This window comes from Fontimonas sp. FW305-C-3 (assembly GCF_058783185.1).
Map to the genome: position 1 here is coordinate 211,931 of NZ_JBYSYK010000002.1, position 11,548 is coordinate 223,478.

At 64.6% G+C, this 11,548-nt stretch carries 10 protein-coding genes; 3 read left to right on the forward strand and 7 right to left on the reverse strand.

Annotated features, from left to right (window positions below; all coding sequences use genetic code 11):
• Positions 1 to 3: 3 nt before the first annotated feature.
• Complete coding sequence (locus AC3WUF_RS07135; protein WP_492423930.1) at positions 4 to 1,509, reverse strand: hypothetical protein; 1,506 nt, start codon at positions 1,507 to 1,509, stop codon at positions 4 to 6.
• Between the two features lie 107 nt (positions 1,510 to 1,616).
• On the opposite strand from AC3WUF_RS07135, the gene AC3WUF_RS07140 reads away from it, so the two are divergent.
• The gene (locus AC3WUF_RS07140; RefSeq protein ID WP_492423932.1) at positions 1,617 to 3,503 is read left to right on the forward strand and encodes an ATP-binding cassette domain-containing protein; all 1,887 of its coding nucleotides are present in this window, start codon (positions 1,617 to 1,619) and stop codon (positions 3,501 to 3,503) included.
• 3 nt (positions 3,504 to 3,506) lie between these two features.
• On the opposite strand, the gene AC3WUF_RS07145 is transcribed toward AC3WUF_RS07140, so the two are convergent.
• The 4 genes from AC3WUF_RS07145 to AC3WUF_RS07160 all read right to left on the reverse strand — a co-directional run bounded on the left by AC3WUF_RS07145 (position 3,507) and on the right by AC3WUF_RS07160 (position 7,733).
• The gene (locus AC3WUF_RS07145) at positions 3,507 to 4,817 is read right to left on the reverse strand and encodes a type II toxin-antitoxin system HipA family toxin (protein ID WP_492423934.1); all 1,311 of its coding nucleotides are present in this window, start codon (positions 4,815 to 4,817) and stop codon (positions 3,507 to 3,509) included.
• 31 nt (positions 4,818 to 4,848) lie between these two features.
• Entirely contained in the window at positions 4,849 to 5,211 is a 363-nt protein-coding gene (locus AC3WUF_RS07150; RefSeq protein ID WP_492423936.1) for a helix-turn-helix transcriptional regulator, read from the reverse strand.
• A gap of 91 nt (positions 5,212 to 5,302) precedes the next feature.
• Entirely contained in the window at positions 5,303 to 6,139 is an 837-nt protein-coding gene (locus tag AC3WUF_RS07155) for an SDR family NAD(P)-dependent oxidoreductase (RefSeq protein WP_492423938.1), read from the reverse strand.
• Between the two features lie 49 nt (positions 6,140 to 6,188).
• Positions 6,189 to 7,733 carry a flavin-containing monooxygenase gene (locus AC3WUF_RS07160; RefSeq protein ID WP_492423940.1) on the reverse strand — a complete coding sequence of 515 codons (1,545 nt, stop codon included), beginning with the start codon at positions 7,731 to 7,733 and terminating at the stop codon, positions 6,189 to 6,191.
• Between the two features lie 100 nt (positions 7,734 to 7,833).
• On the opposite strand from AC3WUF_RS07160, the gene AC3WUF_RS07165 reads away from it, so the two are divergent.
• Entirely contained in the window at positions 7,834 to 8,535 is a 702-nt protein-coding gene (locus AC3WUF_RS07165; RefSeq protein ID WP_492423942.1) for a TetR/AcrR family transcriptional regulator, read from the forward strand.
• Positions 8,536 to 8,553: 18 nt separating this feature from the next.
• Here AC3WUF_RS07165 and AC3WUF_RS07170 read toward each other — a convergent pair whose 3' ends face one another.
• Positions 8,554 to 9,894: an alkaline phosphatase PhoX gene (locus tag AC3WUF_RS07170; protein WP_492423944.1), complete on the reverse strand. Its 1,341-nt coding sequence runs from the start codon at positions 9,892 to 9,894 to the stop codon at positions 8,554 to 8,556.
• Between the two features lie 137 nt (positions 9,895 to 10,031).
• Between AC3WUF_RS07170 and yjgA the strand changes: the two genes are divergently transcribed.
• A complete protein-coding gene (yjgA, locus tag AC3WUF_RS07175) occupies positions 10,032 to 10,595 on the forward strand; it encodes a ribosome biogenesis factor YjgA (RefSeq protein ID WP_492423946.1) in 564 nt (187 codons plus the stop codon).
• Here the strand turns inward: yjgA and AC3WUF_RS07180 are convergent.
• The gene (locus tag AC3WUF_RS07180; protein ID WP_492423948.1) at positions 10,579 to 11,508 is read right to left on the reverse strand and encodes a DUF808 domain-containing protein; all 930 of its coding nucleotides are present in this window, start codon (positions 11,506 to 11,508) and stop codon (positions 10,579 to 10,581) included. The genes yjgA and AC3WUF_RS07180 overlap by 17 nt on opposite strands.
• Between the last annotated feature and the right edge of the window lie 40 nt (positions 11,509 to 11,548).

Here is an 11,548-nt window from a genome sequence, read left to right on the forward strand (position 1 = left end):
GCATCAACGGATCAGGTCGGCCCAGACCGCGGTTTCCAGATAGTCGTTTTCCAGGATATCGCGCGAGCCAGGTGCGAGCGCCGAACCGGTTGCCAGCAGTTCGTCGCGCGACGCATCCGCAGTGACCCATGGCGCCATCGCGATGAGCTCCGGCTTGGTGCCGAGATACGGCCGGTACGGTTCCAGATCGGTGCCGACGACGAATTCGGTATTGCCGACATAGTGGGCTCCGCCACCACGCGCGCCGCGTTTGGCAATGACGCTCTGCCCGTCGAACGGCAGGTCGAGCAGATTGCCGACCAGGTGCGGGCAGATGTTGTAGAGAAAGCCGGCATGCGGATCGGCGACGCTGCGCCAGGTCGAGTTCATCCATTCCAGCGGTTGCCAGCCACCGGCCACGTCGGCGGCCCAGCGTCCGGGATTGGCCTCCGCCTGCACGACGACTTTGACGCCCAGCGCGTGCATGCAGGCCATATAGCTTGTGCGCAGGTCAGCGCAGGGCTCGGCCGGCGGCGGAGCACCGAAGTCCGACCCCCACTGGAATGCCGGCAAGGAAGTGGCGAAGCCCAGACGAAACCCTTCGACCTCATGGCCCGCGGCATTGGCGAGTCCGGCCTCGCCTTCGGCCGGCCCTTCGTCGAGACCGAGCAGGTTCAGCTCGATGCTCGTCAGCGGCACCTTGTCGTTGCGGAACAGCAGATTGGTTTCGCCACGCGGCGCGTCGGGGTACAGGTCCCGCGGCCCCCACAGAATGGTCTGGTTGGTGACGACCGCCGTGGTTGCGACGTACACCTCGTCGACCGTTCCCAGATCGGGATCGGCGAACAGCGCGATGTCGACCGGATCGCGCGAGGCGCGGTAGCGCGGCTGATTGTTGCTGGCGACGACATAGACCCCGTAATCGCGGGCGATGTCCGAGAACGTCTGCGAAAACGCGCGCGCCGAGGTGTCCGTCGCGGCGACAAATACCTGCTTGCGCGGATCGATGGGCCCCAGGCGCAGCTGGTATGCCAGCGCCTGCGGTGCGAAGGCGACATTGAGCAGACCGAGACCGGCAAGAATGCCCGCCGGCAGGCTGTCGCCGAGCGGCGCGCCCAGCAGCGTGCCCGCCTGAGCGCGTACCGGTGCGCCGCGCGTGCCGGTGGCCAGCGCCATCAGGCCGATGTCCTCGTTGAACACCAGCAGCATCGGCAGGCCCGGCTTCATCAGCGGCACCGCATGGTCTTCGACCAGGCAGCGCATCTTGGTGCGGAAACTCCCGTAACTGACGACGTGGCGAACGTCCTGCTTGAACTGGAATGCCACGGTCCGCAGGCGGGCGCCTGCTTCTGCATGTCCGGTGGCCGGCAGCCAGCGCGCGGGCCGCAACTGGGCGCATTGCTCCGCGCCGGGACGCTCCGCCGGCAGGCGCGGCCCCGACGAGCCGCCGCCAGTGATCGCGGTCGATTCGCCGCAAGCCGCCAGCAACAGGCACGACAGGATGGCAACAGCGGCGACACCCGATCTCATGCAGAACCCCAGAATCCCCTGTGACAGTTCACATTCTATGGTCAGAAGCCGCCTGCCGACGGCGTCACATCGTTACACTGTGCGCCCTCGTCACGCCCCCGCCTCCCATGCTGATCGGCTTCAAGAATCTTTCGCTGCGCATTGCCAACACGGTGCTGCTGGACAATGCCGAATTCAGCATGGAAGCCCGCGAGCGCGTCTGTCTGGTCGGCCGCAACGGCACCGGCAAGTCGACGCTGCTGAAACTGCTCGCGCAGGAAATCATGCCGGACAGCGGCGAGATCGTGCGCACGCAGGGTCTCAAGCTGGCGCGTCTGCAGCAGGATGTTCCGGCGTCGATGCCAGGCACCGTGGTCGACGTCGTCGCGCAGGGCCTGGGCGACCTGGGCACGCTCGCGGCGCGCTATCACCATTTGATCCATGCCGACGAACCGGATCTCGACCAGATTGCCGATGTGCAATCCGAGATGGACGTCCGCAATGCCTGGACCGCCGAAAGCCGCGTCGAGGCGATCATCTCCAAGCTCGGCCTGCCGCCGGAGGCCGAGTTCTCGGCTCTCTCGGGCGGACAGAAGCGCCGCGTGCTGCTCGGCCAGGCCCTGGTCGTCGAGCCCGACGTGCTGCTGCTCGATGAGCCGACCAACCATCTCGACATCGAGAGCATCACGGCGCTTGAAGCGCTGCTGCAGGACTTTACCGGCGCGCTGATCTTCGTCAGCCACGACCGCGCGTTCGTGCGGCGCCTGGCGACGCGCATCTGCGATCTGGATCGCGGCAAGCTCAGCTCCTGGGACGGCGACTGGGATTTCTATCTGCGCGGCAAGGCCGAAGCGCTGCATGCGGAATCCCAGCAGAACGCGCTGTTCGACAAGCGCCTGGCCCAGGAGGAAGTCTGGATCCGCAAGGGCGTCGAGGCGCGACGTACGCGCAGCGCCGGCCGCGTCAAGGCGCTGATGCAGATGCGCGAGCAGTTCAGCCAGCGCCGCAATCGCAGCGGCGAAGTGAAGATGGCGGTGCAGGAAGCCGAACGCTCCGGCCGCCTTGTCGCCGAGCTGACCGACGTCAGCCAGTCCTACGATTCACGCACGCTGATCCGGCGCTTCTCCAGCGTCGTGCTGCGTGGCGACAAGATCGGCATCATCGGCCCCAACGGCGCCGGCAAGACCACGCTGCTGAACCTGATGCTCGGCAAACTTGAACCGAGCAGCGGCGAAGTGCGCCTGGGCACCAAGCTCGAAGTTGCCTATTTCGACCAGTTGCGCAGTCCGCTGTACAACGAGGATCAGACCGCGGTCGAGGCTGTCGGCGACGGCAAGGAGTTCGTCGAGATCGACGGCGCGCGCCGTCACGTCATCAGCTATCTGCAGGATTTTCTGTTCACGCCGGATCGCGCGCGCGTTCCGGTGCGGGTGTTCTCCGGTGGCGAACGCAGCCGCCTGATGCTCGCGCAGTTGTTCTGCAAGCCCTCGAACCTGTTGGTGCTCGACGAGCCGACCAATGACCTCGACATGGAAACCCTCGACCTGCTCGAAGAGCGCCTGATCGAGTACAAAGGCACCGTGCTGCTGGTCAGCCACGACCGCGAATTCCTCGACAATGTCGCGACACGCAGCCTGGTCTTCGAAGGCAACGGCCAGGTCGGCGACTACGTCGGCGGCTATGCCGACAGCATGCGGCAGTCGACCGCCGCGGTCAGCACGCCACCCAAGCCAGCTGCAAAGCCGGCAGCCCCCGCCGCGCCAGCGATTGCGGCAAGCCCCGCACCTGCGGCCAACAGGCTCAACACCAAGGAACGGCGCGAGCTCGAACAGATGCCGGCGCGCATCGAGAAGCTTGAAGCCGAGCAGACCGAACTCGCACAGCAGCTGGCATCGCCCGAGTTCCATCAGGGCTCGAAGGACAAGGTGCTGAAGACCCAGCAGCGTCTGAGCGCGATCGAGAAGGAACTCGCGCAGATCTACGTGCGCTGGGAAGCGCTCGAGGCGCTGAAGTAGCGCTCAGTCGGGCGGAATGTTCAGGCGGTGAGCGCGTGCGATCTGCCTGCGCTGCTCGGGCATGACGCCGGCCTGCTTCGCGAACTCCGGCCAGCGCGCGACCGCAGCGGTCACCTCCTCGAGCAGCAGCTTGTCACGTCCGCGCTTGAGCATTGCGCTCCTGGCACAGGCCCGAAAATCCGCAAGCGTGAAGTCGTCGCGCTTGCCGTTGAGCGTCATCTGATGCCTTGCCGTCCAGTCGCCGCCCGGGTTGTAGCTGTAGATCAGGTCGAATGCCGGCGCCAATGACCACCGCCCTTCACGATCCATCAGGAACGCGATGTTCTTGACGTGATCGTCCTGGTTGCGCGCGACGACGTTGAACGCCATGCGCCGGAACTGCTCCTCCAGGGACGCCATCGGCAATTCAAGCTGGCGGATCACCTGCAGCGCCTGTTCGTAGGAATAGGCACCGGCCTGGTTATAGTCGAAATGCGCCAACGCCCCCAGCGATTGCATGTGCAGCTTGCCGCCGCTGTCGCTGCGATCGAAGCGGCGCGTCATGAAATGCCGGCGTCCCCCTTCCTCGAGAAGACGGCACTCGCTCATCGTGATGCCAGCAGCCTGCGCCATCAGTGCATAGGCGTACTCGATCGCGCCATAGCCCTGTGGATCCTCGATTTCCTTGTCGCGATTGCCGCTGACGCCGTCGAACTTCAGCAGCCAATAGCCGAATCCGCTGCCGGCATCGACCTGCCCGGAGCGGACTTCATGGGTCTGCGGATTCCAGGCGATCACCGCCTTTGCGCGGGCACCGCCGGCCGAAGTGCCGACGCGCAGGATGTCGTTGAGCGCGTTGCGCCGTGCCGCGGTCTTGAAGCTTCCCTTCAAGCCATTGCGCTCGCGCAGCACATCGGATGCAAGGCTGACGAGCGCTTCGATCTCGATGCGCCGCGCGGCTTGCGGCGATGGTCCCTGCGCAGGTGCAAACTCCAGCGCGCCCATGCCGCGTGCGCCGACGTAGCACAGGCGCTCGACCGCGTTGAAACTCTCCGGCTTGCGACCCTGCGTTGCCAGCCATATATCGATCAGCGCATTGCCGAAGCGATCCGGCAGCGAATCCACGAGCAGCCCCGGCAGGCCGTGAAAAGTGCTTCGCGGCAAGCCAGAAAATCGGTAAATCTGCGTACTCAGCGGCATCGTCAGCGGTGCCAGCTGAATCCCGCTGCCGACAAATTCGGGCGCGTACTCGAAAGACGCGACGTCCGTGGATTCGTCCAGAGAAACGGCACCGATCATGCGCCCCCAGAGGCGGACTTCAGCCAACGTACTCATGACAACGGCTCATGGGACTTCGGCTTGAAGCTCATTCGGCATCGCCCCAGCGCCATTTCCTGCCCGCTTCGGCGACACCGGGCGACGCCGGTTTGCCGCTCGCCCTTTTGCGCTGGCGCCCCTGCAATTTGAGTTGCGCCAGCGGGCTCGGCGCCGGTTCGGGAACGATGCGATCGAACTGCTCGAGCAAATCGAGCACACGGCAGATACGCAGGAATGCCGACATCTGAGCGGCAACCGCGCCAGCTTCGAGGCGTTCGAGCGTGCGCTTGGAAACGCCCGCCTGTTCTGCAAGTTCGGCTTGAGTCAGGTTGCGGGACAGACGCAGCGCCGCAATCCGCGCACCCAGTTCGCGCAGCACGGCCTCGTCAGTGAGCTGCTCATTGATCTTCATAACGCGCCATTAATGGCGAATATCTGACAATTTGTCAATATATTCGCCATTAATGGCGAGTTATATAAGGCCGAAAGGCACAGCGTGCAGCTTACTTCATCCCCATCCTGCTGCGCGAAAAGCCAATCACCAGCCGCTGGTACAGCGACGGCAGCAGGCGCGCCATCAGGTCGACGACATAGGCATCGGGCCCCACCATCACGCGACGCTTGTTGGACTCGACCGCCTTGATGATGATGGTCGCGGCGCGCGCCGCGGTCGTGATGAAGTTCTTCTCGAACTCCGATGAGGCCTTCTCGTCCATGCCCAGCTTCTGGATGCTGGAGTCCATGCGTGCCGCCTTGGCGATGTTGGTCTTGATGCCGCCCGGATGGACACTGGTGGCGCTGACACCGCATTGTTCGATATCCAGCTCCATGCGCAGCGACTCGGTGAAGCCGCGCACCGCAAACTTGGCCGCGTTGTAGGCCGACTGCGACGGCACGCCGATCAAGCCGAACACGCTCGAGGTATTGATGACATGGCCTTCGCCGCTCGTCTTCAGATACGGCAGGAAAGCCTTGGTGCCATGCACCACACCCCAGAAGTTGATATTCATCAACCACTCGAAGTCACGGTAGCTCATGCCTTCAACAGTCGCGCCGAGCGCAACACCCGCATTGTTGAAGATCAGATTGACCTGGCCGTGCTCGCGCGCCGTTGCGTCGGCCCAGGCGAACATCGCTTCGCGATCGGCGACGTCGACACGCGCATGCGTCACCTTGACCTTGCTGCCGGCCAGTAGCGCGACAGTTTCGGCAAGGCCCGTCTCGTTGACGTCCGACAGCGACAGATGACAACCGCGCGCCGCCAGTTGCAGCGCCAGTTCGCGACCCATGCCCGAACCCGCACCGGTGATTGCCGCAACCTTGCCATTGAAGTTTTTCATGCCCACTCCCCGATGAATGCCGTAAACGATAAACGATCGAACGAACCGCTCAGACCTTGGCCGCTTTCGCTGCAACCGGGCGCCTGACGCCCTCGGTCGCATAGTCCGCAGCGTCGAAACGCTTCAGGGCCTGGCGGAACTTGAAAGTGAAGCCCGGCCACAGCGTCGTGTTGCGGCCTTGCTCATTGACGTACCAGCTCTTGCAGCCGCCGGAGCTCCAGATCGCCCGCTGCAGTTTCCGCTGAAGCTCGGCGTTGAACGTCGCCTGCCGCTGCGGTTTTACCTCGACCGAGCCCCAGGCATTCGCGCGCATCTGCTTGACCGCGTCGAGCACGTAGGCAACCTGCGATTCGATCATGTAGACCATCGAACTGTGGCCGAGGCCGGTATTCGGTCCGACGATCATGAAGAAGTTCGGGAAGCCGGCGACCGTCGTGCCTTTGAAAGCCTCCGGACCCTGCGACCAGGCGTCGGTGATATCGACGCCACCACGACCGAAGACGGCGCCCCTGGGCATCGGATCCTGCGCGGCGAAGCCGGTGCCATAGATGATGCAGTCGACCTCGCGCTCCTGGCCATCCACGGTGACAACGCTGTTCCCGCGGACTTCGCGGATGCCGTCGGTCACGACATCGACATTGCGCTGCGTCAACGCCGGGTAGTAATCGTTGGAGATCAGCACGCGCTTGCAGCCGAACTGGAAGTCCGGCGTCAGCTTGGCACGCAGCACAGGATCGTCGACCTGCCGGCGGATGTGCTTGCGCGCCTGCCCTTCGATCAGCTTCATGATTCCCGGGTTGATCACAAAGCCGAACACGCGGCTTTCCAGCATCAGATAGATCGCCGAACGCATTGCCTGCTGCACCAGCGGCAATTTGCGGAACAGCTTCTGCTCCATCGCACTGATCGCGCGATCCGGCTTGTGCATGATCCAGGGCGGGGTGCGCTGATACAGGTCGAGCTTGGCAACCTGCTTCTGGATCTGCGGCACGAACTGGATCGCCGAGGCGCCGGTGCCGATGACCGCGACGCGCTTGCCCTTGAGATCGTATTGGTGGTTCCACTGCGCCGAGTGGAAGCGTTCGCCCTTGAACGTCTCGATGCCCTTCAGTTCCGGGATCACCGGCGTCGACAGCCCCCCCATGCCGGAAATCAGCACGCGGGCGCTGTAGACCTTGCCGGCGCGCGTGGTGACAGACCAGCGCTGCGCGGATTCGTCATAGCGTGCCTGCACGACTTCGGCGCCGTACTCGATATGCGGCTCCAGCGCGTACTTCTGTGCGCACTTTTCGAGATAGGCCTTGATCTCCGGCTGGCGCGCGAACATGCGGCTCCAGTCCGGGTTCTGCTCGAAGGAAAACGAATACAGGTGCGACTGCACATCGCAGGCACAGCCCGGATAGTGATTGTCGCGCCAGGTGCCGCCCACCGAAGCGGCGCGTTCGAGAATGCGGAAAGACTTGATGCCGGCCTTCTGCAGGGCGATCGCCATGCCGAGGCCCGCGAAACCGGTGCCGACGATCAGCACATCCATCTCGGCCTGCGTCTGAAAATCGCCGCCCTGCTTGCCCAGCTTCCGTCCGTCGAACGCCATCCGTCTCTCTCCAGTGAGCCCGTAAGGGCTGCGCCGCACAGTTATGACAATGAACGTTGTCACTTTACGACTGACAACAGCACATGTCAATATCGGCCACATGACGGACAAGAAATCCCGCAAGAGCGTGCATCGCTTCCGTGGCGTCGCCAGCGAAGATCGGCGGGTTCAGCGACGCCGGATGCTGATCGATGCCGGCACCGAGATTTTTGGCACGCGTGGTTTTCACTCGACCACGGTCAAGGAGATCTGCGCGCAAGCCAAGCTGACCGAGCGCTACTTCTACGAGTCCTTCGCGAATCGCGAAGCGCTGTATGCCGCGGTCTACGATCAGATGACCGCGCGCCTGCGCGATGCGATGGTCACTGCACTGATCAAGCCCGAACGCGAAGTCGGCATCCTCGCCCGCTCGGCATTGACGACCCTGTTCGGCGCGATGCGCGACGACCCGCGCCTGGTGCGCATCCTGTTCGTCGACGTATTCACCGTCAGCCAGGACGTCAATCAGCTATCGATGCGCACCACGCGCAGCTTCGCGGATCTGATCAAGGCGATGATCGATGGCCTGTATCCGGATACCCGGCGCAGCGACAGCGATACTTTCCTGATGGCCAACGGCCTGCTGGGAGCGCTGCTCAACACGATCATGCACTGGGCCTACAACGGCTATCAGGAATCGCTGGAAGACGTCGTCCGCAACAATGCGACGCTGTTCGAGGCGCTGGGCACCCACCTTGAGGTGAACGCCGCCGCCGGGTCCAGGCCCAAGAGCAAGGCGGCGGACAAGCCGCGCTCGACCTGAGCCCACCCGCCCTCGCGACTACAGCGAATCCGGCAACAGCAGTTCGTAAGTGATTCCCAGGCCTGCGCCGTAACCACCGCCCGGCCGCGGACCTCCCCGGTCGCTGGTGAAGTACATGCGCCGGCCATCGGGCGAGAACGCGATGCCGGCAATTTCCGAACTGTCCTGCCCGACGATCTGCAGCAGCGGCTTGAGCGTGCGGTCCGGCAGGATGACGACGACCTGCATGTCACCGCCATCTTCGGCGACCAGCACGTCGCCTTGCGAAGTCACGGTGATGTTGTCGACACCGGACAGGATCGGGTTGTCGGCCGTGGCGAGGTCGTAGACGACTTCCAGCGTTTCGCCGTGCGTGTCGTAGACCCAGATGCGGTTGTCGCCCTTGGTCGAGAAATAGACATAGCCCTGGTAGTTCCAGAGTCCCTCGCCGCCATCGAAGACGGCGCTGTCCGGGTGCCGGTTCGCGTCCTGCGGCTGGTCCGGGTTCAAGGCGTCGATCCAGGCCACCGGCTGAGGGCCTGTCAGCGCCCCTTCCAGTCCGCCGCCCTGCACCTGCAGCACTTGCAGCTTGCCGGCCTGCAGCGCCGGGCGCGCCGCGCCGGCCGGCCAGTCCGTCGCGTCGGCCACCCAGCGATAGAAACGACCGTCCGGCATGTCCTCGGTCATGTAGATCATGCGTCGCGCCGTGTCGATCGCCGTCGCTTCGTGCGAGAAGAACCCCAGCGTCGGGCGCGCGATGGCGCTATCGCGGCCGGTCGGATCGCATTCCCAGACCTGGCCATTGGGCCATTCCTCGCAGGACAGCCAGGTGCTCCATGGCGTCACACAGCCAGCGCAGTTGAAGGTCGTGTTGCCGAGAATGCGATAGGCATCGACGATCGTGCCGTCCGCGGCAAATTCGAGGACGCCGACGCCACCCAGCCCCGGCGTGAGGATTTCGAGCGGACTGGTGACCGGCGACAGTTGCGGCACCAGAAAGCCGATCGAGCCGACACCGGGAATTTCACTGTTCGAGATGTAGTACCAGCCGCCATCGTCCTTGGGCATCACGCCGCCGCCGTCCGGGAAGATGTGCCACAGATAGTTGCTGGCAGACGTCGGACGCTGATTGGTGATGGCAACGATGCGCGTCGAGAAACCTTCCGGCACGCGGATGCCCAGTTCGTTGGGTTCGCCCAGCGGGCCGATGTCCGCGAAACGACCGCGGCCGCCGCCTGCGCCACCGCCCGGACCGCCGCTGCCGCCGCAGGCGCTCAACAGGCCCGGCCCGACGCTCAAGGCACCGGCGCTCAGGAACAGCTGCTGAAGGAATTCGCGGCGCGTCGTGCCGCGCGCGGCCGGCAGCTTGAGCGGATGCATGGGTCTCATGGGGGCACCTGGATAAAAGCTGGAATCTGGGTAGCGCGCAGTTTACTGCCTGTCCGCCGCGGACTGGCAGTGCAGGCTCAAGGCGTCCGAAGCACTACACTATGCATCTACAACCCAAGATGCCCGCAATGCCGCGCAACGACGAAGACGACTTCGACCCCGATACCTTTTACGACGGCCCCAGCAAGTCCCAGGTCAAGAAGGACATGCTGGTGCTGCAGATGCTCGGCGAATCACTGGCTGCGCTGCCGGCGGAAAACTTCGCCGCCCTGAAGATCGACGATCGCCTGCGCGATGCGCTGCGCGAACTGCAGCGGCAAACCGCGCACGGCGCGCGCAAACGGCAGATGCAATACGTCGGCAAGCTGCTGCGCGCCGAGGACTGCGAGCCGTTTCACAAGGCCGTCGCCGCGCATCGTCTGGGCAAACGCCGCGACGCGCAGACCCTGCTCGACGTCGAGCAGTGGCGCGAGCAGGTCATCGCCGGCGACGAAGGCCTGCAGCGTTGGTGGGCCGAATATCCGGCCACCGACACCAAGGCCTTCCGCGTGCTGGTTCGCGAGGCGCGCAGCGAGCGCGACATCAACATCCAGGCCGAGCGCACCGGCGGCAGTTCGCGCAATCACATCAAGGCCTTCCGTGCCCTGTTCAAGGCGATGAAGGCCGCGATGGCGGCTACGCCCGCGGCCTGAAACGCTGTACCAGCTTCATCGCGAGCACCAGCGCGGCACCGGCGGCAAGACCGATCAGGCCGTTGATCAGCATGCTCGACAATGCGCCGAGCACCACGCCGACGCTGGGCACGCTGCCGGCCAGCTGAGTGGTGTGCTCGATCGCGTGATGCAGCACCGGCACGCCATGCACGAGGATGCCGCCGCCGACCAGAAACATCGCGGCGGTTCCGACCACCGACAGGAACTTCATCAGCAGCGGCGCCAGAGCGAGCAGCGCGCGACCGAAGGCCTGCGCGGCGGCGCTGGCGCGCCGGCTGAGCGCGAGGCCCGCATCGTCGATCTTGACGATGCCGGCCACCAGGCCGTAGACGCCGACGGTCATCGCCATCGCCACGACGCAGAGCACCGCGACCCGCTTGCTGAACACGGCGTCGGCCACCGTGCCGAGCGTGATGACGACGATTTCGGCGGACAGGATGAAGTCGGTGCGGATCGCGCCCTTGATCTTCTCGCGCTCGAGCGCCACCGGATCGATGCTTTCATCGGCCAGCGCGCGTACGCGATCGGCGCGCGCGGCATCGTCCTCGTGCTCTTTGTGGAAGAACTTGTGCGCCAGCTTCTCGGCGCCTTCAAAGCACAGGAAGGCGCCACCGATCATCAGCAGCGGGATGATCGCCCAGGGAATCACCGCGCTGATGGCCAGCGCCGCGGGCACCAGGATGAGCTTGTTGATGAACGAGCCCTTGGCGACTGCCCAGACCACCGGCAACTCGCGCTCGGCGCGCACGCCGGACACCTGTTCGGCATTGAGCGCCAGGTCGTCGCCGAGCACGCCGGCGGTTTTCTTGGCGGCAACCTTGGTGAGAATCGCGACGTCGTCCAGCACCGTTGCGATGTCGTCCAACAGCATCAACAGGCTTCCAGCCGCCATACTCCGCTCCGTCGTTACAAGGGGATTGCCGCAAATGTCG